Origin of the sequence: Gordonia sihwensis (assembly GCF_029632925.1) — a bacterium.
GTDB lineage: Bacteria > Actinomycetota > Actinomycetes > Mycobacteriales > Mycobacteriaceae > Gordonia > Gordonia sihwensis.
Genome location: NZ_CP121248.1, coordinates 3402882 through 3426753 on the forward strand (window position 1 = coordinate 3402882; position 23872 = coordinate 3426753).

A 23872-nucleotide genomic window follows, 5' to 3' on the forward strand; every position below is an offset into this window, starting at 1 on the left:
GAGTCACTGACGTTCTGTGAGACAAATTCTCGTAGTCATCCCAAGTGTAGCCACCGGGTGGCGCGAATCACAGGGCGGGCGGTACGGCGCCGGTCAGCGGTACATCCTGGCGAACTCGCCGTCCGCGGCGAGGAGTTCATCGACTGTCCCGGCCTCTGCGACACGGCCGTCCACGAGCACAGCGACGACGTCGGCGATCGCGAGAGTCGACATGCGGTGGGTCACCACGATGGTCGTGGTGTGTTCACGCAGCGCTGAGACGCCCTCCTGGATCAGGACCTCCGACCGCGGGTCGGCCGAACTCGTCGCCTCGTCGAGGATCAGAATGCGCGGGCGTGCGGCGAGCGCCCGGGCCACCGTCACGAACTGCTTCTCCCCGGAGCTGAGACTCTCGTGGTCTCCCGACACCTCGGTGTCCAGGCCGTTCGGCAGAGCACCGACGAGCCGTTCCATCACCGACGACGTCGGCGTGCCTCCGTCGGCGGAACCGAACGCGATGTTCTCGCGGACCGTCCCGGTGAAGAGCCAGGGCTCCTGTGCCACGACAGCCATCTGCGACCTCACCTGAGACCTGCTCATCGTGGTGATGTCGACGCCGTCGATCGTGATCTCCCCGCCGGAGGGCTCGTAGAAGCGCTGCAGCAACGACGTCAGTGTGGTCTTCCCCGACCCGGTGGCACCGACCAGCGCCAGCGTCCGTCCCGGCGGGAGTTCGAGGTCCACCCCGCGCAGAACCGGGCCGCCGGGTTCGTATTCGAACGACACGTTCCGGAAGCGGATGTGCGGCGGCGGTGCGTCGTCGGTGACCGGCGACGGTGCGACGTCGTCGACGGCCGGACCGACCTCATCGGCAGCGCCGAGGAACTCGCGGACTCGAGTGAACGATACGATCCCGGACTGGATCCGCGGAAGGTTCGACGCCAGTTCGGAGACCTGATTCGACAATTGCTGGGTGTACATCACGATCGCTTGCAGCGCACCGAGGGTGAGCGCACCGTCGAGCATCTTCAGTGCGCCGAGTACCGCGATGGTGACGAAGACGAGGGCATTGCAGAGCGACATCGCAGGAGACAACGTGCCGCTCCACGTCTGCCCCGACCGAGTGGCGTGTGCGAGTCGGCCGTTCAGTCGGTCGAACTCGCGCACTGGTCGCTCGTACGCGTCGTACACCGTGAGCATCTCCCGCGCGCTGTAGACGTCCTCGATGTGCGAGGTGAGCGACGATGTGGTGGCCCACTGCGTCTGCATGTGCGGACGGGCGCGCCGGATCACGAACACCGACAGTGCGACCATCACCGGAATCACCGCGAGAGCCACGCCCAGGAAGAACAGCGACACCAGTCCGAGCGCCACGATCACCGCGAGGCACGTCAGCACGATCACCGGTACTGCGACGAACGCAGGACCGATCATCGTCGCCAGATTGTCGACGTCGACCGTGGTGGTGTTGACGACGTGACCCCGACGCCCGCCGTCGACCGCGCTGAGCGGCAGCCGATGGATCTTCTGCTCCAATTCCGTACGCAGACCCCGGACCGTGTCCTGAACGAACGAGTTGAGGAGCAGTCCGCCGGCCGAACGAGCGACGAGGATGACGATGATCAGGACGATCGACCAGCCCACCCAGTGATCGATGACGTCCCAGTTCATCCGGTGGCCGGGGACGGCTCCGCTGCGCTCGATCAGATTCGCCGTCGCCGTGTCGCCCTCGGCACGGTACTCGGCGACGACCTGCTCGGTAGTGCGGTCGGCAGGCAGTGCGGCTCCGAGAGCGCCGGCGAAGACCGCATTGGTGAGCTTGGCCAGCGCCGCGGGCAGCAGCACGCCGCACAGCGTCCCGATCACGGAGCACAGCAGCGCGAGCAGTAGCTGCCTGCGGCCCCGCCCGCAGACGCGACCGAGTTCCCGCATGAGCATCCCGTAGACGCGGATCGGCCCGGTCATCGTGCCGCCTCCGGCACCCGAGCGTCGGCGTCCGGTACTCGACGCCCCTGGGCCGCGGCGAGTTCGCGATACACCTCGCAGCTGTCGAGGAGTTCTCCGTGAGTGCCGACGCCCACCGTGCGGCCCCGGTCGAGCACCACGATCCGGTCGGCGTCTGCGACCGTCGCGACCTGCTGCGCCGCGATCAGCAGCGTCGTGTCAGGCAGGGCCTCACGCAGGCCACGCAGCACCGCGGCCGCCGTCGGCCGGTCCATCGCGGACAGCGCGTCGTCGAGCAACAGGACACGGGGTGCTCGGACGATCGCGCGGGCGAGAGCCAACCGCTGCCGCTGTCCGCCGGAGAAGTTACGTCCGCCCTGCGCGACAGCGGTGTCGAGTCCGTCGCGGTCGCGTAGCGCGCCCCCGATCCGAGCCGCGTCAAGGGCCCGCCACAATCGGTCATCGGCCGCGTCGCCGTCGGCGAGACGCAGGTTCGACCGCACAGTTCCGGCGACGAGCTGATGATCGCCGCGGATCAGCACCACGTCTCGCCGCAGTGCGGCCAGGGGCAGATCGGTCACCCGGACACCGCCGAGATCGACGTGTCCCAACGTGGCGTCGACGAGCCGCACCACGATCGCCATCAGGGTCGACTTGCCGCTGGAGGTGCCGCCCACCACGCCGGTGATACCGCCCGCCGGACAGTCGACGGTGATCTCGGCCAACGACGACTGGTGCGCCCCGGCGTATCGGACCCCGACCCCGGCGAAGTCGACGGGCACCGCTTCACCGAAGGCCGGCGACTGGGCCGTGCCTCCGGCGTCCGCCTCCGCGGAATCGAGGACTTCGCGGATGCGCCCGCCGCTGGCCTGGGCTCGCGGCCACAGCATGATCACGGGCAGAAACAAGACCAGCCCCGAGACCACCTGCGACAGGTAGCCGGTGAACGCGGTGAGATCACCGATCGTCATCTTCCCGGCACCGATCAGGTCCGCCGACCACATCGTGGTCATGGCGACCGCGATGTTGGTGATCGCGAGCGCCACCGGGAACAGCAGCGCCTGCGCTGCTCCCACCCGGCGCGCCAACCCGGTGAGGTCGTCGTTCGCCTCCCGGAATCGGACGCCGACAGTCCGTTCCCTCCGGAACAGTCGAATCACCCGGACGCCGACGAGCTGTTCGCGGAGCGTGAGATTGACCCGGTCGATCGCGCGCTGCAGTCGCGCCGCCAGCGGTGCGACCACCAGGACGAAGCCTCCGATGACCAGGGCCAGGAAGACCGCGGTGAGCGCGACGACGGGCATCAGCCGCCACGACTGGCGGAACGATCCGACCACCGCGCCCACCGTGATCAGCGGGGCGGTGACCGCCGTCGCCGCGAACGCGAACACCGCCTGCCCCACCGCGTTGGCATCCACCGTGGACCGAGTCAGCAGCGAGTGGGTTCCGAATCCGCGGTACTCTTCGGCGTCCATGCGCGCCGACTTCCGGAACATCCGCGACCGCAGTTCGGCCGAGGCGTCCGCCGCCAGCCGCGAACTCAGCGCCACCGCCACCACCGAGGAGAGGGCTCCGCAGGCCACGATCGCGACCATCAGCAGACCGGTTCGCTCGATGTAGCCGACGTTTCCGGCGATGACGCCCGAATCGACGATCCGTGCGTTGAGCGCCGGCTGGCTGAGCACGGCGATCATCGAGACCAACTGCATGGCGATGATCCCCGCGCACAGCCGTTTATGGTCGGAGATCGCCGACCGGACGAGCGCGACGGCGGCGTGCCCGGAGGTCACGCGCCGATGGCGCGGCCGAGCTGTGGCCAGGACTTGTGGAGCTGGTCCTGCCAGTACGGCCAGGAGTGGGTTCCGCCCAGCGGACGGTCGACGGTGGCCGGGATGTGCAGTTGCTGCAACCGGGCCGCCAGCTCCTCGGTGCAGAACTTGGTCGCGGCCTCGATCCCACCGCCCACCAGCAACCGATCACCGAGCACCTGCGGATCTGGAACCTCAGTGAGGTTGTCGTGGGAGCCGGGCAGGCCGGTCGCCGTGCTCAAGTACAGCGACAGTCCGCGCAGACCGGCCGCGTGGATCAGCGGATCGTTCTTCTTCCACAGGGGACCGTTGTACGGTCCCCACATGTTGCGGGCATCGGCTTCACCGCGCACCTCGGTGACGATCCGGATGAACAGCTGGCCGTGCTGCGAGGAGGTGCTGGCACAGCCGCTGTACGAGCCGACCGCCTTGTACAGCCCCTTGTTCTGGATGGCGAGGTTCAGCACCGAGGTGGCGGACGACGAGATGCCGGCGATCGCGTTCTTTCCCGTGGTCCGGTACCGGCCATCGATGGCGCCGGGCAGTTCCTTCGCCAGAAAGGTCGACCACTTGTTGACGCCGAGTTTCTCGTCGGGCTTGATCCAGTCCGTGTAGTAGGAGAAGGCGCCCTGCATCGGAATGACCACGTAGACGTGCTTGTTCTGGAAGAACTTGACCACGTCGGTGTTCCGCTGCCAGGTGGCGGTATCCTCGCCGCCCCCTGCTCCGTTGAGCAGATACAGCACCGGTGCGGGCCGCGAGGTGTCCTTCGGAGAGAGCACGGTCAGGGGGATGTCGCGGCCCATCGCCGCCGAGTGAACGCTGATGTTCGACTCCCGCGGACTCGTGACCGCAGACGAGGCACCGGGCGCGGCGTGGGCTACGCCTCCGCTCACAATCGAGCCCGCAAGTGCGACTGCGGCTGCCAGCGCGACCGACATCCGTCGGCGTTCGGTCAACTTCACTGTTTCTCTCCTCCTCGCGACGTGTCGCGTGACTTCCTTCTCACGGCCCCGCGCGGCAGCGACGCCGCGCAGACCTGTCGATCTCATCGGTCCGCCGCGCGCCGGAAGCCTGTCGGTCCCGGTTCGCAGATCAGGCCGTACAGCGTGGTCCCGCCGGGATGCGCGCCGCTCGGTCCGGCGGGAGGGAACTCCGCTGTGGCGAACTGCCTCAGCCGCCATCCCCGGAAGAACGCATCCCGCAGTCGTTCGACACCGGTCCAGACGTAGAACGAGCAACCGTGCAGTGAGCAGTACTCCTCGACGGGCCGCACCAGAGCAGGCAACAGGTCCGCTCCGCGGGAATCCGGTGTCAGTGCGGCGATCGGAATGCTCACCGAGCCCTCCTCGGGCGCGGGCATGAGGTCCATACGCGACAGCTCGACGAGGCGGCGCGCCACGGCGGGATGAGCGGCCAGCCGCTCGGCGTCGGCGCGCAGTTCGACCGGATCCGCCGGATCCCTGCCGTCCGCGGGGTACCAGCCGAGGACTCCGCGGAGTCGTCCGGCGCACTCGTCATCGCGCTCGTCACCGCGGACGCCGACCGCGCATCCCGACCGGACCATCGGCCGGAGCAGGACCGTCGCCAGCAACCTCCGGACTGTCGGGTCGTCGACCGTATCGCCGAGCACCCAGTTGAAGATCGGCACCTCACCGAGCGCGTCCCCGACCAGTGCAGCGGCCTCCGGCAGTGCGTCCGGGGTCAGTACTGTCGCCGCCGGCCGCGCGACTGCGCACGCGGCCGGGCCGTGACTCCGCGTGGGAGTCACGGCCCGGCTGTCCGTGGACATCATGGCGTTACCGCGACTGAGGCCTCAGGCCTTGCCGTTGTCGTTGCTGATGCCGTAGCTGCCACCCTCGTTGGTGGAGCCGGCGTCGGCCAGCACCGCGTTGATGGTCTTCGCGAGGTCGAGCAGCGGGTCGATGTTGCCCATCGTGGTTTCCTTTCAAATGGAGACTTCGTACGTGATGCACGCGATACACGGCGCAGTGGTGCGCTGTGACTCACTTCTAAAGCATCTGTTCGGACGATACTCACGAGTAGGGCTCGGCCGGTAAATCGGACGTGATTAAGACACGATGAATTGTCACAAATCTTGGCTAACACCGGCGTTTCGCCGCCGTGCGCTCGAGACACGCCCGAGAGCGCGGAACATCAAATCCGTGCGCCGTCTCAGCTCAGCCGAGGCGCTCGATGATGGTGACATTGGCGGTACCGCCGCCCTCACACATGGTCTGCAGTCCGAATCGGCCGCCGGTGCGCTCCAACTCGTTCAGCATGGTGGCGAACAGTTTGGCTCCGGTCGCGCCGAGCGGATGCCCCAGCGCGATCCCGCCGCCGTTCGGATTCACCCGAGCCGGATCGGCTCCGGTCTCCTTGAGCCACGAGAGCACGACGGGCGCGAAGGCCTCGTTGATCTCGACGACGTCGATGTCGTCGATGCTCATTCCGGTCTTCTTCAGCGCGTACTCGGTGGCCGGAATCGGCGCCGAGAGCATCATCACCGGATCGTCGCCGCGCACCGACATGTGGTGGATGCGCGCGCGGGCGGTGAGACCGTACTGCTTCAACGCCTGCTCGGACACCACGAGAGTGGCCGACGCTCCGTCGCAGATCTGCGACGCGACGGCCGCGGTGAGCTGCGACCCCTCGGCCAGGACGTCGAGCGAAGCCATCTTCTCCAGGGAGGTCTCGCGCGGGCACTCGTCGACCACGCAGTCGCCCAGCGGCACGTACTCGTTGTCGAAGCGACCCTCGGCGATGGCCGTCTTGGCGCGCTGATGGCTCGCGAGCGCGAACTCCTCCATCTCCCGCCTGCTGATGTCCCACTTCTTGGCGATCATGTCGGCTCCGACGAACTGACTGATCTCCTTATCGCCGAAGCGCTGCGTCCAGCCCTTCGACTCGGCCGTGGGAGTGGTGAAGCCGAACGGCTGGCCGGCGATCATCGCCTGGCTGATCGGGATCGCGCTCATGTTCTGCACACCGCCGGCGATGACGACGTCCTGCGTCCCGCTCATCACGCCCTGTGCGGCGAAGTGGATGGCCTGCTGGCTCGAGCCGCACTGGCGGTCGACGGTGGTGCCGGGGACTCCCAGCGGCAGTCCGGCCGCGAGCCATGCGGTACGTGCGATGTTGCCGGCCTGCGGACCGATGGTGTCGACACAGCCGAAGACCACGTCATCGACCACCTCGGGGTCGATGCCGGTGCGGTCGACGATCGCCTTGATGACGTGTGCGCCCATGTCGGCGGGGTGGACGGCGGCGAGTGAGCCGTTGCGCTTGCCGACGGGAGTGCGGACCGCGTCGACGATGTAAGCGGAAGTGGTCATGGGAGAGCTCCTAGAGAATCACGGGGTCGGGTCAGGCACGCTGGCTGGAGACGGACACGATCTCACCGGTCATGTACGTGGTGTAGTCGCTCGCGAGCATCGCGATCACCGACGCGATCTCCCAGACCTCGGCGGCGCGGCCGTAGGCCTCCCGCGCGGCGAGTTCATCGAGGAGATCGTCGCTGGTGACCTTCGCCAGGAAGGGATGCTTGGCGATCGAGGGCGAGACCGCATTGACGCGGACTCCGTAGTCGGCGGCCTCGACGGCCGAACAGCGGGTCAGCGCCATCACGCCGGCCTTGGCCGCGGCGTAGTGGGCCTGACCGCGCTGCGCCCGCCAGCCGAGAACTGAGGCGTTGTTCACGATCACCCCGCCCCGAGGCGACCGGGACTGCGCCGCGTCGTTCTGCGCCGCGTCGCGGAAATAGCGCAGTGCGGCGCGCGTGGCGCGGAACGTGCTGTTCAGCGTGATGTCGAGGACGCGGTCCCACTGCTCGTCGGTCATATCCGCGACGGGTGTCTCGCCGCCGAGGCCGGCGTTGTTGACCAGGACGTCGATGCGGCCGAGTTGCTCGGCGGCATCGGCGATCAGCGCATCCACCTGTCCGGTGCTCGAGACGTCGCAGACGAAGGAGGCCACCTGCTGCTCGGGGAACTCGGCCGACAGCTTCTCCACCGTCTCGCCGAGGCGGCGCTCATGGAAGTCGGAGACGAGGACGTCGGCGCCTTCGAGCAGGACCCGACGTGCGGTCGAGAACCCGATACCGGTGCCGGCGGCCGCGGTGACGATCACCTTTCTGCCTGTCAGCAGGCCGTGGCCGCCGACCTCCTCGGGCGCGGTCGCCAGCGGCGAGACAGGTCGGGTATCACTCATGCGCGTGCCTCTCGGGGAAGGCCGAGCACTCGCTCGGCGATGATGTTGCGCTGCACTTCGTTCGAGCCGCCGTAGATCGTGTCGGCGCGGGTGAAGAGCAGAAGTCGTTGCCACTCGTCGAGTTCGACGTTCTCGGGGTCGGTGATGTCGTTCGCGCGACCCTCGGTGGTGGCGGGCGGACCGATCAACGAGGGCGCACCGACCACCGCGACCGCGAGCTCGCCGAGGTCGCGATGCCAGTTGCCCCAGAGCAGCTTGGTCACCGACGCCGCGCCGGCCTCCGACACGATGTCGCCGGCGAGCGTGCGCCGCGCATTGGCCTCCATCACGGTGAGGCCGACCTTGGCCCGGCGCAGCCGCTCGGCGACGGCCGGATCGTCGATCGACCCGTTGGCCCGGGCGACGGCGACGATGTCGTCGAGTTCCCTCCGGAAGCCGACCTGCTGACCCAGTGTGGAGACGCCGCGCTCGAACTGCAGCAGTCCCATCGCGACCTTCCATCCGTCGCCGGGTTCGCCGACGATCAGGTCGGCGCTGGTGCGCGCGTCGTCGAAGAACACCTCGTTGAACTCCGAGGTTCCGGTGATCTGCTGGATCGGCCGGATGGTGACGCCGGGCTGGTCGAGCGGGACGAGCAGAAAGCTCAGTCCCCGGTGCCTCGTCGAGCCCTTCTCCGTGCGGGCGATCACGAACGCCCACTGCGACAGATGCGCCAGCGAGGTCCAGATCTTCTGGCCGTTGACCACCCACTCGCCGGACGCGTCGTCGAGAACCGCGGTGGTCGCGACCCCGGCGAGGTCGCTTCCCGCGCCCGGTTCCGAGTAGCCCTGCGCCCACAGTTCGGTCACGTCGACGATGCCGGGCAGGAAGCGCGCCTGCTGGGCCGGTGTGCCGTACTCGATGAGCGTCGGGCCGAGGAGTTCCTCGCCGAGATGGTTCACCCGCGCCGGAGCGTTGGCACGCGCATACTCCTGGTGGAAGATGATGCGCTGCTCGATGGTCGCGCCGCGGCCGCCGTGGCGCACCGGCCAGCCGAGGCACGTCCAGCCCGCCGCTGCGAGATGGCGATCCCACTCCAGCCGCTCGGCGAAGAACTCGTGTTCGCTTCCGGGGCCGCCGCGACCGCGGAGCTCGGCGAAGTCGCCGACGAGATTGGCTTCGAGCCAGTCCCGAACCGCTGCCGCGAAGACTTCCGCGGCGTTCGGCGTCGCCGCTGCCCATTCGCCCAGATCGACGCTGCGATCGGCGAGATTGATCGTCGTCATGACCGCTAGCTTAACCTACCAAGCATTTGCTAGGTTTTGGATATGCTCCCGAATCCGCTCACCACTCCCGCCGCCCTGCATCGCGCCGAGAGGCAGTGGCCCGACGGCGTCGCGATCGTCGACGACCAGTGGGGCGAGCGCGTCTCGCTGACCTGGCCGCAGTTCGCCGACCGCGTCCGGCGGTTCGCGGCGGGCCTCATCGGACTCGGCGTCGAACACGGCGACCGGGTCGCGGTATGGGCGCCCAACAGTCACCACTGGCCGATCGCCGCGCTCGGAATTCAGTACGCCGGCGCCGTTCTGGTCCCGCTGAACACTCGCTACACCACAAGCGAGGCCGGTGACATCATCGACCGTTCCGGCGCGAGCGTCGTCGTCGTCTCCGGTGAGTTCGCCGGCATCGACCGCCTCGGCGAAGTGCTGTCGTCGTCGATCCCCGAAGGTCGTACCGTGATCTCGATCCCGCTCGGCGACGCTGCCGAGAGTCCGGGCGCGGTGCCGTGGGAGTCGCTGCTGGAGTCCGCGACCGACGACCTCGTCCGACAGGCCCGGGCAAGGGCTGAGGCCGTGCGGGAGGACGACCTCTCCGACATCCTGTTCACCTCCGGAACCACCGGGGCCCCGAAGGGCGTGATGGCTGAGCACCGCCAGACGCTGCACGGATCACATGCCTGGGGCGACAACGGCGGCCTCCGCGACACCGACCGCTACCTGATGGTGAACCCGTACTTCCACACCTTCGGCTACAAGGCGGGGATTCTGCCGTCGATCCTGTTCGGCGCCACGATGTTCCCCCTGGCCGTCTACTCGCCGAGCGCCTCCATGGAGTCAGTCGCACGCGAGCGGATCACGGTGTTCCCCGGCGCCCCGACCATCTTCCAGACGATTCTCGACGACCCGGCTCGCGCGGACTTCGACCTCTCGAGCCTGCGGCTCATCGTGACCGGTGCGACCATCGTTCCCGTGGTGCTGGTGGAGCGACTGCAGTCCGAACTCGGCGTCGACACCGTCATCACCGCGTACGGCCAGACCGAGACGAGCGGATTCATCACCACCTGCCGCCCGGACGACGACGCGCAGACCGTCGCCGAGACCTGCGGCCGCGCCTTCTCGGGCATGGAGGTGACACTGTCGGAGCAGGGCGAGGTGCTCACCCGCGGACTCATGGTGATGCGCGGCTACCTCGACAACCCCGAGGCCACGGCGGAGACCATCGACGCCGACGGCTGGCTGCACACCGGCGACATCGGCACCCTCGACGACCGCGGCAATCTCACCATCACCGACCGCCTCAAGGACATGTACATCTGCGGCGGTTTCAACGTGTACCCCGCGGAGGTGGAACAACTGCTCTCACGGTTCCCCGACGTCACCGAGGCCGCCGTCATCGGGGTCCCCGACGAGCGCCTCGGCGAGGTCGGCAAGGCCTTCCTGACCGTCCGCCCCGGAGCGTCGGTCGAGCCCGAGGCGGTGATCGCCTTCGCTCGCGACCACCTCGCGAACTTCAAGGTCCCGCGCGTCATCGAGATCGTCGACGCATTCCCCCGCAACGCCGCGGGCAAGATCCTCAAGCGCGAGATGCACTGACCGCTCGCAGCGCGGCCGGTCAGCCGCGCTGCGAGCGCGAGAACTCCGTCTCGCACATCGAGACGCCGAAGTCGTGCATCCCGAGGACGGCGACGCCCATCGCGATCAGTGTCACCACACCGACGATCACCCACGTCCGCGTGCGCTGCGACAGCGAGACCGCAGCCAGGGACCCCACCACGACGACGGCGAGATAGGCCGTCCACGCGATCCACGCCCCGCGCGCCGCGGCATCGGTATGCGAATCCTGCAGAGCCGGCAGACAGCGATCGACCCCGTCGTCCATCAGGATCAGGCCGCCCACCGACGCGATGGCTCCGACCACTGATCCGAACAACGCGGCGATACCGGTCCGAATCCAGACATTCTGCACATGACAACTGTGCCACATCCAAAACCGGTCAACCGGTACGTAACCATCTTCGGCGAGTGATCACCCCTCACGGCGCAGGACGAAGCGCTGGATCTTTCCGCTCGGCGTCTTGGGGAGCGCGTCGACGAAGTGCACCGTCCGCGGATACGCGTGCTTGGAGTACTCGTCGCGGACCAGGTTCTTGAGCTCGGTCGCGAGAGCGTCGCCCGCGGCGTAGCCCTCCGAGAGCACGACGAAGGCCTCGACCACTTCACCGCGGATCCCCTCCGGATCCGGCCGGCCCACCACCGCGACCTCGTTCACCGCGGGATGGCCCGCGAGGACGCTCTCGACGTCGAACGGGCCGATCCGGTAACCGGCGGCCAGGATCACGTCGTCGTCGCGCGACGTGAAAGAGAAGTAGCCCTCGTCGTCGACCTTGCCGGTGTCGGCGGTCAGGTACCACTTGCCGTCGGCGGTGAAGCGTTCGGCGGTCTTCTCGGGAGCCGCGTCGTAGCCGGAGAACCACAGCAGCGGGCTGGCCTGCACGTCGAGCGCGATCTGCCCTTCGGCGATGCCGCCGGTGAAGCCCGGCATCGCCTGCCCCATCGAGCCCGGCTTGAGCGGCTCGGCCAGTTCCGGATGCCAGTGGTTGCCGATCACCATGCCGAGCTCGGTCTGCCCGTAGTGGTCGCGCACCTCGCAGCCGAGGTTCTCGACTCCCCACGACACGATGTCGGGCGTCAGCGGCTCCCCCGCCGACGACGCCCGTCGCAGGACGATCCCGTCGAGGTCGGCACTCGCACGCATCGCGCGATAGATGGTCGGCGCCGCCGCGAAGTTGGTGACGCCGAACTCGCGGATGACGGCGACGGTCGACTCCGGGGTGAAGCCCTGGTTCAGCAGCAGGCTCGTCCGGCCCGCCACCATGGGCGCCAGCAGCGCGTAGTACAGGCCGTACGCCCACCCCGGATCGGCGGCGTTCCAGAACACATCGTCGGCGTTCACGTCGAGCGAGTAGTGCAGATACGTCTGGAACGCCGCGAGGCTGAAGAGCGGAACCGGGACACCCTTGGGCTTGCCCGTGGTGCCGGAGGTGTACAACTGCGCCAGCGTGGCCTCGCCGCCGATGGCGACCGACTCGGCCAACGGCTCGGCCGAGACCGATTCGGCGACCAGCTCGTCGACGTCGAGGACCGTCACCGCATCGATCGGATCCACCTTGTCGCGCTGCGAGGCGTCCGTGATCACGAACTGGGCGCCCGAGCCCTCGGTCCGCAGTTCGATGGCCCCGGTCGCGAAGGCGGTGAACAGCGGCACGTGCACTGCGCCGAGCCGCCACAGCCCGAGCAGCGTCACCACCAGCGCACGACGTTTGCCGAGCAGCACCGGCACCCGATCCCCGCGCCGCACGCCCCGCCCGGCCAGCACGGTCGCCATCGCGCGAGACTCGTGGGCGAGCTGGGCCCAGGTCATCGACTCGAAGGTCAGGTCCGGCTCGACGAGCGTGAACGCGACACCCTCCGGATCGTGCCTGTCGCAGAGCAAGTGCGCCGCACTCGCGTCCGGCGCCCGGTACTCCTCGAGCCAGGCCCGGGTCTGCTGCTCTGCATTCATACGACTCTCCACTCGTGTCGACGGCATGATCTGGGACAATCATTCTTGTGACCCGTGACACCGACAACCCTCCGAAGAGGGGTGCGCCCCACGACGAGCTGGCTCGGCAGCTCCGGCGCCCGCTCGAGCGGCTCCGCCGGCACACCGGCGCCAGTCTCACCTTCGCCGGCCGCGTGGTGCCCGACGCCGTCTCGGGCGACGGGCACGCCGTCGAGCTCAGCTACTTCGACGGCGACGTGGTCGGTCCGCTCCGGGGAGTCCAGCTCGACTACGGTCACGGTCTCGGCGGACGGGTCCTGACGAGGCGCCGGGCCACCGCGGTGCACGACTACGTCCAGTCGCCGCTGATCACGCACACCTATGACGCGATCATCCGCGCCGAACAGCTGTATTCGATGGTCGCCGCACCGATCATCGTGGGCCGCAAGCACATCGGAGTCCTGTATGCGGCGCGTCGGAGCCGGCACGATCAGCTCGACGCCACACTCGACGTCGTCACCGACGAGGCCCGCGCCGTCGAGCAACAACTCACCGTGGCCGAGGTGCTCGGGGCGATCCGCACGGACGACGAGGAGCGTGAGCTGACCGCGTGGCGGAGCCGCGTGCAGGCCTCGTACACCGAACTGCGGACCCTCGCGGCCGACATCGGCGACGCCTCGGTGCGCGCACGGATGCTGGAGATCGCCGCGCAGTTGGCGGGCGAGGCGCCCGCAGAGGAACTGCCCGTCCGTCTCACCGCCCGCGAACAGGACGTGCTCAGTCTCCTCGGCGCGGGGCTCACCAATCCGGCGATCGCCGCGCGGCTCGGCATCGGACTGCACACGGTCAAGGGCCACGTGAAGTCGCTGCTGGTGAAGCTCGACGCGAACTCCCGCTTCGAAGCGGTCGTCAACGCCCGTCGAATCCGTCTCCTCCCCTGACTTTGCCGTGTGAGTGAAATCGCAGTTCACCGCCACTGAGCGTCATTCGTTCGACCGACCGACGGGCTAACGGTTCGCCGATCCCTCGTGACATTCCGGGTAGCGGTCGACATACACCGACACACGCAGGACGACACCGCGGCCCGGCCGCTGCCGCTGCACCTGCGAGAGGAGTGGTCATGATGCGAAATCCCATTCGCAGCACGACACGGATCGCCGCGGCGGTCGCCATCGCCGCATCCGTAGCGGTCGGAGCCGGAGCGGTCAGCGCCGGTGAGGCCGCGGCCGACGGCTTCCCGAACGGACCGTACTGCAACGGCCCGGCGAAGGTGCTCGCCGAATCGGCATGGTCGCAGGTCGCGATCTGCCCGGTTCAGGGACCCACCGGCTGGGAGTACAGCGGGAAGGGCAAGGTCACCGGGAACACCATCGACCTGTGGGGAGCCACCCAGAACGGCTACGGCTTCCACGCCTACAACAACGGCTACACCTACCACGTGCACCGCGACCGGTTGCTGATCACCGGCCCGAACGGAGGTGTGGTCTCCAACGAACCGTGGATCAGCTACATGGAGCGCTGACCGCGTGCGTCGGTCGCCGGCCGGTCGGGACGCGATCCCGGCGGCCGGTGACTGCCGCTACTGAATCGGCTTGACGAGCGGGAACAGCACCGTCTCGCGGATTCCGAGGCCGGTCAACGCCATCAGCAGCCGGTCGATGCCCATGCCGGTGCCCGCAGTGGGCGGCATGCCGTGCTCCATCGCGGCCAGGAACTCCTCGTCGAGAACCATGGCCTCATCGTCGCCGGCCGCGGCCAGCCGCGCCTGGTCGACGAAGCGTTCACGCTGAATCACCGGGTCGACGAGTTCGGAGTAGCCGGTCGCCAGCTCGAAGCCGCGCACGTACAGGTCCCACTTCTCGACCACGCCGGGGACCGTGCGGTGCGAGCGCACCAGCGGCGAGGTCTCCACCGGGAAGTCGCGGACGAAGACCGGCTCGTCGAGCTGAGAGCCCACCAGGTGCTCCCAGAGCTCCTCCACCAGCTTGCCGTGTCCGTAGCCCTTGTCCTTCGGGACCTCGAGCCCGACCCGGTCTGCGATAGCCAGCAGCTCCTCGACGGAGGTCTGGGCGGGGACGATCTCCTCGCCGAGGGCCTCCGACAGCGACGGGTACATCGACAGCGAAGTCCACTCGCCGGAGAGGTCGTACGTGCTGCCGTCGGGCATGGTCGGCGTCAGGGTGCCGAGCGCGCCCATCGCCACCGACTGGACGAGTTCGCGGGTCATCACGGCGGCGTCGTCGTAGGTGCCGTAGGCCTGGTAGGTCTCCAGCATCGCGAACTCCGGCGAGTGCGTGGAATCGGCGCCCTCGTTGCGGAAGTTGCGGTTCACCTCGAAGACGCGTTCGATGCCGCCGACCACGCAGCGCTTGAGGAACAGTTCCGGCGCGATACGCAGGTACAGATCCATGTCGAAGGCGTTGGAGTGGGTCACGAAGGGGCGTGCCGCCGCTCCGCCGTGCAGCGTCTGCAGCATCGGCGTCTCGACCTCGAGGAAGCCGCGGTCGGTCAGGAACTTGCGGAGCTGCGCCATCACCTCGATCCGGGTGCGCGCGATGGCCCGCGCCTCGGGACGGACGATGAGGTCGACGTACCGCTGGCGGACGCGCGACTCCTCGTTCATCTCCTTGTGCGCCACCGGCAGCGGTCGGAGCGCCTTCGACGCCATCTCCCACGAGTCGGCCATGATCGACAGCTCGCCGGTGCGGGAACTGATCACCTCGCCGTGGACAAAGACGATGTCGCCCAGGTCGGTGTCGGCCTTCCACCGCGCGAGCGACTCCTCGCCGACGCCGTTGAAGCTCACCATCGCCTGCAGCTGCGTGCCGTCGCCCTCCTGCAGGGTCGCGAAACAGAGCTTGCCCTTGTTGCGGAGGAAGATGATGCGGCCGGCGACGCCCACCTCGACCCCGGTCTCGGTGCCGGCTTCCAGATCCGGGTACTCCGCACGGATCTCGGCGAGGCTGTGCGTGCGCGCGACGGCGACCGGATACGCCTGCCGCCCCTCGTCGAGGATGCGCTCACGCTTCTCCTGACGGACCCGCACCTGCTCGGGGGTCTGGTCGGCGGCTGCGGTCTTGGTGGTCGGCGCGCTGGAAACCTGGTCACTCACGCACCCAAGGTTAAGCGGCCCACCAGGGGCAAGACCAATCAGCGGGTCATTGCGGCGTATCGAACAGTCCGAGCACGTCAGCGCCGACGGAACCGTTGATCCCGCGCTCGCGCAGCGCGGCGTGCCCGCCGACCACGAACCGTGCGCCGAGGACGCCGCGCGCCTGCAGATGCCATGCCAGCATCTCGGCGTCGTATCCGTCGTCGCTCACCAGCACCCACCGCGCGTCGACGGTGGCCGTGCGCAGGCGATCGGGCGAGTCCGGGGAGAGCAGATCGAGGGCGTCGTCCACGTCGAGCGCCATCGCGCCCACGAGTGCGCCGGTGGCCGATCGGGCGACGGCGCTGCGAAGGTCGACGGCCACGGCGCCGTCGGCGAGCGTCGCGAGGTACTCCTCGGCCTGCAGGGACAGCGGAGCGTCGGTGAACGAGGTGGTGACGGGTGCAGAGAATGCGAGAGTCATGGAGAGGTGATCCTGTGATCGAACGAGCGGGGGTTGGCGAAATCGGCCGACCGCGTAAGCGCGGTGTCAGCCTCGACAACACTCCTGACAGCTCTTGATCACGACGACGAGTTTGCCACAGCTTCGCGCCGTTGACCAGACTCGGCGCAGTCGTGAGTTAAATTCGCTGCCTGCGCTTATGCCGTATTGCGTTACCCGAATCGGGTGATGGAATACGGCACAGGCTCACTCGAGCCGACAGTCGGCGGAACAGCGGACCACGGTTCCCGGCCAGCCGCGCGCGGCGAGAATCGCGCCGATGCCGGCCGCGGTGCGGCAGGGGCGGTCGACCGTCTGCCCCCATCCGAGCCGGATGGTCCGCTTGCGGCCATAGGCGATCGCGTCCAGGTCGCGCTCGAGGTCGCTGTCGCGAGCGCGCGCGGTGTCGTGGTGTGCTCGGCCGTCGAGTTCCACGATCAACCGCCAGTCCGGATACTCGACGTCGCGGAACCCGCGTCGTCCGACGCCGGTCGGCGTCTGCCGCACCGACGCCGGCAGCCCGTGGGCCCGTTCCACATCGCGTAGATAGCAGTGTTCGAGCACCGAGCACGTGCCGTCGCGGACGTCGAAGAGCACACGCTCGAGGAAATCCCGCCTGCTCGTCCGCTGCCTGCTCGCCAGCGCCGCGAGGAGCCGGTCCGCCGTCGTCGCACGGGCCTGGACGGCTCCGGAGAGGCACGCGACGGCGTCGAAGTCGGTCCGCGCCCGGCCGGCCACATCGAGTACCGCGTGCTCGGGCCGCACACGCGGCGGGTGCGTGTGCATCAGCGCCCGCTCCGCCAGGTGACGGCTGTAGTGGACCACCACGCCCGGCCGACTCGACAGCCGTCGTCGGGCATCCACAACGACATGGATCGGACCCGAGGCGGTCGACGACGAGGCGGCGAGAATCGCCGACTCGTGACTCAGTGCCGCAGGCATCGCCCACAGCACCGCGATCCATTGGCGTTGCCGCTCAGTCGGCGGTCCGGTGTGCGTCACGTAGACACCGGGGCATGCGGCGACCCAGTCCCGGCTCCGCAAGCGTTGCCTGACGAAAGCGGACGTCAGTCCGCACTCGAGGACCTGTCGTCGCGCGACCACACCCTCCTGATTCGCCAGCAGATGTGTGAGCGCCACCCGTGGTCGATCCCCCGATTCCCCCATCCGTCGAGTGTGAACCGGGCCCGGTCGCCACGGACGACGTTCGGGTCGCCTGTGGACAACGGGCGACCCGAAAGTCTTGTGCCGTACGCCGTTACCCGATTCGGGTCAGGAAGTACGGCGTAAGGCGAACGCCCGGTTAACTACTTCTGACACGAATTCGTCGCAGACGCATAATCCGAGTGTGCTCCGCATTACAGTGTCTGCCATGCCGTCGAACCGCTTGTCCCGCCGCCAGTTCCTGCGTGCGAGCGCAGCGACCGCCGGAGCCGTCGCCGCGGGCAGTGTCCTGGCCGGACACGTCCACGCCGACCCCGCCTCCGCCGCGAACACCGCGGGTACCACCCTCGCGCAGGTCGCGGCTCCGGGGCGGGCTCGCAAGGGCGGCTACCGGCAGCTGGTCGCGGGCAAAGGCTGGCCGCTGTTCATCCGGCAGGAGCTGGCGGCTGCCAAGCCCGGACGCGAGACGGCCCGGAGCGCCCTCGCCTCGTTCGTCCAGCTCACCGACATCCACATCGCCGACGTGCAGAGCCCCGCGCGGTTCGAGTACGTCCATCCCGTGCAGGCCCCGGCCTTCCGCCCGCACGAGGCGCTCGGCACACAGGGCGCCGTCGCGCTGGTGAAGCGCATCAACGCTCTGGCGCGCGGGCCGTTCACCGGAAGGTCGTTCGACTGCGTCGTCTCCACCGGCGACAACACCGACAACCACGAGATCGTGGAGCTCGGTTGGTTCCAGCACATCCTGTCGGGCGGTTCCATCACCCCGAACACGGGGGCGAAGAACCGATTCGAAGGACTGCAGGCGCTGGGGTCGTCGCTCTACTACCGTCCCGAACTCGACTCGTGGGACATCTACAAGGACCGCGGCTTCATCCAGATCCCCGGCCTGCTTCACGCCGCGATCAAGACGCACTCCAGCCCAGGCCTCGACATGCCGTGGTACGCGGTGTTCGGCAACCACGACGATCAGCTGCTCGGCACCGTGCCGAACAACATCGTCGACTGGCTGTACCACTCGAACGTCAAGTACGACCTCCCCGACACCGATCCCACGGCGGCCGCCATCGGCAGGGCGCTGAGCACCGACCCGGCGGCGCTCGGTCCGCTGCTCGCGAAACTGCGCACCACCGGCCCCGTGATCCCGGTGACGGCCGACGCCGGCCGACGGCCGTTCTCGCCGCGGGAATTCATCCGCAGGCACTTCGACCCCGCGATCAAGGGCGCGGGTCCGCTCGGGCACGGTTTCGCCGATCCCGACGGGCCGTCCTGGTACCGATTCGACATCTCCGAGAACGTCCTCGGACTCGCACTCAACACGACGAACAGTCTCGGCATCGCCGACGGGTCGATCAGCCAGAAGCAGCTCGACTGGATGAACCGCACCATCGTCGCCAACCGCGACAAGCTCGTGATGGTGTTCAGCCATCACACATCCAAGACGATGACCGCGAAGCTGCCCAACCCGGAGACTCCCGGCGAGCAGCAGTACGGCGGCGACCACCTCGTCGCGCAGCTCCACCTGCACACCAACGTGATCGCGTGGGTGAACGGCCATACGCACCGGAACGAGATGATCGCCCACCGCGGCGCCACGCCGAAGAACAGCTTCTGGGAGATCAACACCGCCAGCCACATCGACTACCCGCAGCTGGCCCGGATCATCGAGGTCGCCGACAATCGCGACGGCACACTCAGCATCTTCACACCGCTGATCGAAGCCGACAGCCGCTACACCGCCGACCCGTCCGACCTGTCACCTGCGGGGCTGGCCAGCCTCTACCGCGAACTGTCGTACAACGACATCCACCGCGACGACGCGCTGCTCGGCGCTCCGAACGACCGCAACTGCGAGCTCTTGCTGCCGAACCCGCTGCGCTGAGCCGGAGAACCCGAAGACCTTCCCCGAGATCGCTAAGCCCAGAGGTCTTGAGCCCGCGACACCGCGGGCTCGCCGCCGACCTCGGAGAATGCCGTGAGTGCGCGGACCAGTTCATGCCGCTGCTCCGCGGTGAGGCGGCTGATGACCTGCTCGATCTCGGCACGTCGGCGATCGGTGACCTCCCGCACCGTCGCCGCCCCGTGAGAGGTCAGCGTGACGATGAGTTCGCGCCGCGTCTGTTCGCTCGGAGTCCGTTCGACCAGCCCGGCGTGAGAGAGCCGGTCGATCATCCGCGATGCGGTCGACGGCTGGACCGCAAGTCTGTGCGCCAGCGATGAGAGGTTCATCGGGCCACTGTTCGACAGCAGCACCAGAACGCGGAACTGGGCGATGGTGATCGAATCATCTACTTGAGCAATAGATTTCGCCGATAGCGAGACCAGAAGACGCGAGGCGGTCAATACGGCGTCGGCCACGTCGTCGACGCTGATCGAATGTCCGTCCGCGGGGCGTCCTGCTGCTGCCGTCACAAGAGAAAACTACCCTACCCATCGATTAGCCGATGCAACTGTTGCATACTGCAATCGTGCTTGCGTTCACTTCTGGAAGTCCGAACGGCGCGATCATGCCGCGCCGGACGCCGTTCCCGACATGGCTGCGCGAGTCGTCCACCGGCATCGTCCCGGTGGCGGTCTCGGTGGGAGTGGCCGTCGGTGTGGCCGCCGTCGGATTCCGGTGGCTCATCGTCGGCGCCACGATGTTGTTCACCGGTTACACCGACTTCTCGGCGCAGGGCCGGGTCGGGCACAACGGTGTACCGGCGTTGGGCTTCTGGTTCGTCGTGTTGACTCCGGTGATCGCCGGGCTCGTCTACGGGCCGTTGGTGTCGTGGCTGGCGCCGGAGGCGCGCGGCCACGGGGTGCCGGAAGTGATGTTCGCGGTAGCCGAGCGCGGCGGCCACATACCGGCACGGATCCCGATGGTGAAGTCACTGGCGTCGGCCCTGTGCATCGGCGGCGGAGGGTCGGTGGGCCGTGAGGGACCGATCGTCCAGATCGGCGCCGCACTGGGCTCGACGGCGGCGCAACTGCTGAAACTGAACACTCCTCGCATGCGGTTGCTGGTCGCATGCGGCGCATCGGCGGGGATCTCGGCGACGTTCAACGCCCCGCTGGCCGGGCCGTTCTTCGCGATGGAACTGATCCTCCGCGACTTCGCCGCAGAATCATTCGCCGCGGTGGTCCTGGCCAGTGTGACCGCGAGTGTCGTCGGCCGGTCGCTTCTGGGCGACAGTCCGTTTCTGACACTGCCTTCGTTCACTCCGCACGGCGGCGTGGAATATCTTCTGTTCATCGTTGCGGGAGCGGTTCTCGGGCTCGTCGGTGTCGCCTTCTCGAAGGTCCTCTACCTCATCGAAGACGTCTGCGACTGGGCGTGGAGAGGCCCCCAATGGCTCCGACCGGCCGTCGGCGGGCTCCTGCTCGGCGGCGTGCTGTGGGTGCTTCCGCAGCTCTACGGCGTCGGATACCCCGTGCTGGAGAACGCCATCGCCGGCCGATACACGGTGGCATTGCTGATCGCGCTGATGGTGGGGAAGATGCTGGCGACCAGCCTGACCATCGGTATCGGCGGGTCCGGCGGAGTGTTCGCGCCCACCCTGTTCATCGGGGCCGTCGGCGGCACCGCCGTGGGCGCGGCCGTTCACGGACTGCTGCCATCGATGACCGGCTCACCGGGGGCCTACGGCTTGATAGGCATGGCCGGCGCATTGGCCGGAGCCACCCGGGCTCCGATCACGGCGGTCGTCATCATCTTCGAGCTGACCGGCGAGTACTCGATCATCCTCCCGCTCATGGCCGCCGTCGCCGTGTCCACCGGTGTCGGCAAGCTCCTCTCGAAAGACACGATCTACACGCGCAAACTGACCCGTCGCGGGGTCGACATCGTCTCAGGGCAGCGTCACCGCCCTCCGACCGTCCGGGTCGCGGACGTCGTGAGCTCGCCACCGGCGACGCTGCATGAGACGGCCACGTTGGCAACGGCAGCCGAGGCCCTCCAACGGACAGAGGTCGGCGCGGTACCGGTCGTGGACGACTCCGGGGTCTACCGCGGCATCCTCAGCGCGCAGGCCATAGCGGACGCACTCACTCGCGGATACGGTCCGACCACCGTCCGCGAGATGGTGACGACGTGCCCGACCGTGACGGCCGACGCGCCCCTCGGCCAGGCCATGCCCGTACTGGACGCCGCCCCCGCCATCGGCGTACCGGTGATCTCGGCCGACGGAGCCCGGCTGGCCGGGTGGCTCACGCATAAGGACGTGCTCCATGCCTCATCACCCCCGGCACAACCACCCCCGGCGCAGACATGAGAACGGCGGCGCCTCCCCCGGCCTGGCCCCAGGTGCTGACGGTCTGGACCGCGACCCCCGTGGCCACAGCGCTGATCGCGGTGCTGACCGCGGCATATGTTCTGTGCGTCCTGGTCCGACTGCGCGACGGACGGCCATGGCCGCGATCCTGCCTGCTGTGGTGGTTCGCCGCGGTCGCCACAACGATCGTCGCGCTGAACAGCCCGCTGGCCACGTACTCGGGCAACCTGTTCTGGGCGCACATGATCGTGCATCTGCTGTTGATCACCGTCATTCCGGCGCTGCTGGTCGCCGCGGCACCGATCCGGCTGATCCGCTCGAGTTCGGCGAGAACACGGACGGCCGTCACGTCAGCGGTGTCCAGTACGCCGTTCCAGTTGCTCACTAGGCCGGCTGTGACCGTCCCGCTGTACGCGGCCGTGCTCGTGACCACCCACCTGACCGGATTTCAGCAGGCCATGGCCCAGCACATGTGGATCCATCACGCCGAGACAGTCCTCTACCTCGTCACCGGCTATCTGCTTCTGCTTCCTCTGCTCGGCAACGAGTACGTCGGCCGCCACCTGGTCTTCCCGCTGCGCGCCGCCACGATCATCGCGTGCATGGTCCCCGACGCGATCGTCGGAGTGACATTGATGATGTCGCCGCACATCATCGCCCCCGCTTACAGCCGATCGCGCCCCGACTGGGGACCTACCGCGCTGGCCGACCAGACCGCGGCCGGAGCGATCATGTGGGTCGCGGGAGACGGACTGATGATGATCCTCATCCTGGTCATCGCCCGCGAATGGGTGGCGACGAGGGAGTCGAGCTTCGGCGGCTGGCTCGACGGAGTCCGCGCCCGCGCGACCATCGGCGCGAACACCGCCGCGCTCGACGACGACGCCGCCGCTCTGGACGCCTACAACGCCAGGCTCGCCGCACTGCACCACATGCCACGGCCACACCACCAATCAGAGGAGTCCGTCCATGACGATCGACCACATCGCCGCTGACCGCCCGGCCGGCGGAACCCGGCTGCGGTACGCATGCCTCACGCTGTGCGCATTGCCGCTGCTCGCCGGCTGCTCCAGCGGCGGCACCGAGCGACACGACGACGCCCCGCCGCCACCGCCCAACGAGGCCGCGATCCTGAACGACGCGTCGCCCCGATCCATCATCGACACCTACCGTCGCGGGGGTCTGCAGGTCTCGAACGACCACGACACGACCGCGACCGCCTGCGGCGAGGCCCATTGTCAGGCTGCCGCCGCAACGGACCAGGTCACGGTGATGCAGTTCAGCACCACGCGCGAGGCCACCACCTATCACCAGACCCACCCCGACACGTTCCTCGTGGAGAACATCGTCGTCACTCTGCCGTCCGCCACGCCGGCCGACGCCCGCGCTCAGTACGAGCACCTGACCACCATGGCCGTCGAGTAGGCCGATCAGCGCTGCCTCCCCCGCGCTCTGCTATACGTTCGTACCGTACGCATTGCAGATGTAACGACGACGCGTCGGCATCGTAGAATCTGCGGCGGACGAGGAGGAGACGATGAGCGATCCCAGGGCGGGCGAAGCGGACCTGACTGCGAAGGCCAAGATCCGCAACGCGGCACTCGATCTGTACGCCGAGCACGGCGAGGAGCGGGTGTCGATGCGAGCCGTGGCCGCTGCCGCCGGAGTCACCGTCGGACTGGTCCAACACCATTTCAAGACCAAAGACGGTCTGCGGCGGGCCGTCGAAGAACTGATCGTCGAATACCACCGCGCGGCGATCGCAAGCGTGCCGAACGACGGCTCGCCGGCGGAAGTGGCTGCGGCACGAGACGCCGCCGTACGCGCGATGCTCAACGACAATCCGGTCGTCGTCGGCTACATGCGCCGCGTTCTCCTCGACCCGAACAGCCCTACGACGCTGCTGCGCCAACTGACCGAACTCGCACGCGACGAGGTGAGCAAGATGCGCGACGCCGGACTGGCCTCGACGCGGCGCAGCGTCGCGGAACAGACCGTGGCCATGATGGTCCGCAACGTCGGACAACTGTTCCTGCAGCCGATGGTCGACGCGATGTGGGGCCAGCTGGTCGACGGTCCGGCCGACGACGCGAAGCCCGCGCTCACGGTCGACGCCCGAAACTGA

At 68.2% G+C, this 23872-nt stretch carries 21 protein-coding genes; 8 read left to right on the forward strand and 13 right to left on the reverse strand.

All coding sequences use genetic code 11. The annotated features are described in order from the left end of the window. Positions 1 to 93: 93 nt before the first annotated feature. The 7 genes from P5P27_RS16295 to P5P27_RS16325 all read right to left on the reverse strand — a co-directional run bounded on the left by P5P27_RS16295 (position 94) and on the right by P5P27_RS16325 (position 9205). Positions 94 to 1944: an ABC transporter ATP-binding protein gene (locus P5P27_RS16295; RefSeq protein ID WP_278125017.1), complete on the reverse strand. Its 1851-nt coding sequence runs from the start codon at positions 1942 to 1944 to the stop codon at positions 94 to 96. Beyond that, entirely contained in the window at positions 1941 to 3713 is a 1773-nt protein-coding gene (locus P5P27_RS16300) for an ABC transporter ATP-binding protein (RefSeq protein ID WP_278125019.1), read from the reverse strand. The genes P5P27_RS16295 and P5P27_RS16300 overlap by 4 nt, the downstream gene beginning before the upstream one ends. After that, positions 3710 to 4690 (reverse strand): alpha/beta hydrolase, encoded by a 981-nt coding sequence (locus P5P27_RS16305; protein WP_278127456.1) that lies wholly within the window; start codon positions 4688 to 4690, stop codon positions 3710 to 3712. Before P5P27_RS16305 ends, P5P27_RS16300 begins: the two co-directional genes overlap by 4 nt. Before the next feature lie 89 nt (positions 4691 to 4779). Next, positions 4780 to 5526 carry a hypothetical protein gene (locus P5P27_RS16310; RefSeq protein WP_278125021.1) on the reverse strand — a complete coding sequence of 249 codons (747 nt, stop codon included), beginning with the start codon at positions 5524 to 5526 and terminating at the stop codon, positions 4780 to 4782. Between the two features lie 385 nt (positions 5527 to 5911). After that, entirely contained in the window at positions 5912 to 7066 is a 1155-nt protein-coding gene (locus tag P5P27_RS16315; protein ID WP_278125023.1) for an acetyl-CoA C-acetyltransferase, read from the reverse strand. A gap of 31 nt (positions 7067 to 7097) precedes the next feature. After that, positions 7098 to 7940: an SDR family oxidoreductase gene (locus tag P5P27_RS16320; RefSeq protein ID WP_278125025.1), complete on the reverse strand. Its 843-nt coding sequence runs from the start codon at positions 7938 to 7940 to the stop codon at positions 7098 to 7100. Further along, positions 7937 to 9205, reverse strand: coding sequence for an acyl-CoA dehydrogenase family protein (locus P5P27_RS16325; RefSeq protein ID WP_222111779.1), 1269 nt, complete (start codon positions 9203 to 9205; stop codon positions 7937 to 7939). The genes P5P27_RS16320 and P5P27_RS16325 overlap by 4 nt, the downstream gene beginning before the upstream one ends. Before the next feature lie 42 nt (positions 9206 to 9247). On the opposite strand from P5P27_RS16325, the gene P5P27_RS16330 reads away from it, so the two are divergent. After that, a complete protein-coding gene (locus P5P27_RS16330) occupies positions 9248 to 10792 on the forward strand; it encodes a FadD3 family acyl-CoA ligase (RefSeq protein WP_278125027.1) in 1545 nt (514 codons plus the stop codon). Between the two features lie 19 nt (positions 10793 to 10811). Here P5P27_RS16330 and P5P27_RS16335 read toward each other — a convergent pair whose 3' ends face one another. Together P5P27_RS16335 and P5P27_RS16340 are read right to left on the reverse strand one after the other, a co-directional pair. Continuing rightward, positions 10812 to 11165, reverse strand: coding sequence for a hypothetical protein (locus tag P5P27_RS16335; protein WP_231650100.1), 354 nt, complete (start codon positions 11163 to 11165; stop codon positions 10812 to 10814). A 60-nt stretch (positions 11166 to 11225) separates the two neighbouring features. After that, on the reverse strand, positions 11226 to 12761 hold the full coding sequence (locus P5P27_RS16340) for an AMP-binding protein (protein WP_222111782.1): 1536 nt from the start codon (positions 12759 to 12761) through the stop codon (positions 11226 to 11228). Positions 12762 to 12808: 47 nt separating this feature from the next. On the opposite strand from P5P27_RS16340, the gene P5P27_RS16345 reads away from it, so the two are divergent. After that, positions 12809 to 13681 (forward strand): LuxR C-terminal-related transcriptional regulator, encoded by an 873-nt coding sequence (locus tag P5P27_RS16345; protein WP_278125028.1) that lies wholly within the window; start codon positions 12809 to 12811, stop codon positions 13679 to 13681. 182 nt (positions 13682 to 13863) lie between these two features. Further along, positions 13864 to 14262, forward strand: a complete 399-nt coding sequence (locus P5P27_RS16350; RefSeq protein WP_101841655.1) for a hypothetical protein — start codon at positions 13864 to 13866, stop codon at positions 14260 to 14262. A 57-nt stretch (positions 14263 to 14319) separates the two neighbouring features. On the opposite strand, the gene lysS is transcribed toward P5P27_RS16350, so the two are convergent. From lysS to P5P27_RS16365, 3 genes are all read right to left on the reverse strand, one after another. Continuing rightward, on the reverse strand, positions 14320 to 15852 hold the full coding sequence (gene lysS / locus P5P27_RS16355; protein WP_006896196.1) for a lysine--tRNA ligase: 1533 nt from the start codon (positions 15850 to 15852) through the stop codon (positions 14320 to 14322). Positions 15853 to 15898: 46 nt separating this feature from the next. Beyond that, entirely contained in the window at positions 15899 to 16315 is a 417-nt protein-coding gene (locus P5P27_RS16360; protein WP_278125031.1) for a rhodanese-like domain-containing protein, read from the reverse strand. 225 nt (positions 16316 to 16540) lie between these two features. After that, entirely contained in the window at positions 16541 to 17500 is a 960-nt protein-coding gene (locus tag P5P27_RS16365; RefSeq protein WP_278125032.1) for a hypothetical protein, read from the reverse strand. Between the two features lie 205 nt (positions 17501 to 17705). Between P5P27_RS16365 and P5P27_RS16370 the strand changes: the two genes are divergently transcribed. Further along, positions 17706 to 19376: a TIGR03767 family metallophosphoesterase gene (locus P5P27_RS16370; protein WP_278125034.1), complete on the forward strand. Its 1671-nt coding sequence runs from the start codon at positions 17706 to 17708 to the stop codon at positions 19374 to 19376. Between the two features lie 32 nt (positions 19377 to 19408). Here the strand turns inward: P5P27_RS16370 and P5P27_RS16375 are convergent, their stop codons facing one another. Then, on the reverse strand, positions 19409 to 19906 hold the full coding sequence (locus P5P27_RS16375) for a MarR family transcriptional regulator (protein ID WP_006896191.1): 498 nt from the start codon (positions 19904 to 19906) through the stop codon (positions 19409 to 19411). A gap of 56 nt (positions 19907 to 19962) precedes the next feature. Between P5P27_RS16375 and P5P27_RS16380 the strand changes: the two genes are divergently transcribed. The 4 genes from P5P27_RS16380 to P5P27_RS16395 all read left to right on the forward strand — a co-directional run bounded on the left by P5P27_RS16380 (position 19963) and on the right by P5P27_RS16395 (position 23872). Beyond that, complete coding sequence (locus P5P27_RS16380; protein WP_231875650.1) at positions 19963 to 21747, forward strand: chloride channel protein; 1785 nt, start codon at positions 19963 to 19965, stop codon at positions 21745 to 21747. Beyond that, entirely contained in the window at positions 21744 to 22742 is a 999-nt protein-coding gene (locus P5P27_RS16385) for a cytochrome c oxidase assembly protein (protein WP_278125039.1), read from the forward strand. Before P5P27_RS16380 ends, P5P27_RS16385 begins: the two co-directional genes overlap by 4 nt. Continuing rightward, complete coding sequence (locus P5P27_RS16390) at positions 22717 to 23172, forward strand: hypothetical protein (protein ID WP_278125041.1); 456 nt, start codon at positions 22717 to 22719, stop codon at positions 23170 to 23172. Before P5P27_RS16385 ends, P5P27_RS16390 begins: the two co-directional genes overlap by 26 nt. Positions 23173 to 23284: 112 nt before the next feature. Further along, a complete protein-coding gene (locus tag P5P27_RS16395) occupies positions 23285 to 23872 on the forward strand; it encodes a TetR/AcrR family transcriptional regulator (protein ID WP_278125044.1) in 588 nt (195 codons plus the stop codon).

What these genes read in the sequence shown, in the direction of transcription:
- P5P27_RS16295 (WP_278125017.1), bottom strand. Translation starts at nt 1,944, where the DNA reads ATGACCGGGCCGATCCGCGTCTACGGGATGCTCATGCGGGAACTCGGT.
- P5P27_RS16310 (WP_278125021.1), bottom strand. Translation starts at nt 5,526, where the DNA reads ATGATGTCCACGGACAGCCGGGCCGTGACTCCCACGCGGAGTCACGGC.
- P5P27_RS16315 (WP_278125023.1), bottom strand. Translation starts at nt 7,066, where the DNA reads ATGACCACTTCCGCTTACATCGTCGACGCGGTCCGCACTCCCGTCGGC.
- P5P27_RS16320 (WP_278125025.1), bottom strand. Translation starts at nt 7,940, where the DNA reads ATGAGTGATACCCGACCTGTCTCGCCGCTGGCGACCGCGCCCGAGGAG.
- P5P27_RS16325 (WP_222111779.1), bottom strand. Translation starts at nt 9,205, where the DNA reads ATGACGACGATCAATCTCGCCGATCGCAGCGTCGATCTGGGCGAATGG.
- P5P27_RS16330 (WP_278125027.1), top strand. Translation starts at nt 9,248, where the DNA reads ATGCTCCCGAATCCGCTCACCACTCCCGCCGCCCTGCATCGCGCCGAG.
- P5P27_RS16340 (WP_222111782.1), bottom strand. Translation starts at nt 12,761, where the DNA reads ATGAATGCAGAGCAGCAGACCCGGGCCTGGCTCGAGGAGTACCGGGCG.
- P5P27_RS16350 (WP_101841655.1), top strand. Translation starts at nt 13,864, where the DNA reads ATGCGAAATCCCATTCGCAGCACGACACGGATCGCCGCGGCGGTCGCC.
- P5P27_RS16360 (WP_278125031.1), bottom strand. Translation starts at nt 16,315, where the DNA reads ATGACTCTCGCATTCTCTGCACCCGTCACCACCTCGTTCACCGACGCT.
- P5P27_RS16365 (WP_278125032.1), bottom strand. Translation starts at nt 17,500, where the DNA reads ATGGGGGAATCGGGGGATCGACCACGGGTGGCGCTCACACATCTGCTG.
- P5P27_RS16370 (WP_278125034.1), top strand. Translation starts at nt 17,706, where the DNA reads ATGCCGTCGAACCGCTTGTCCCGCCGCCAGTTCCTGCGTGCGAGCGCA.
- P5P27_RS16385 (WP_278125039.1), top strand. Translation starts at nt 21,744, where the DNA reads ATGAGAACGGCGGCGCCTCCCCCGGCCTGGCCCCAGGTGCTGACGGTC.
- P5P27_RS16390 (WP_278125041.1), top strand. Translation starts at nt 22,717, where the DNA reads ATGACGATCGACCACATCGCCGCTGACCGCCCGGCCGGCGGAACCCGG.
- P5P27_RS16395 (WP_278125044.1), top strand. Translation starts at nt 23,285, where the DNA reads ATGAGCGATCCCAGGGCGGGCGAAGCGGACCTGACTGCGAAGGCCAAG.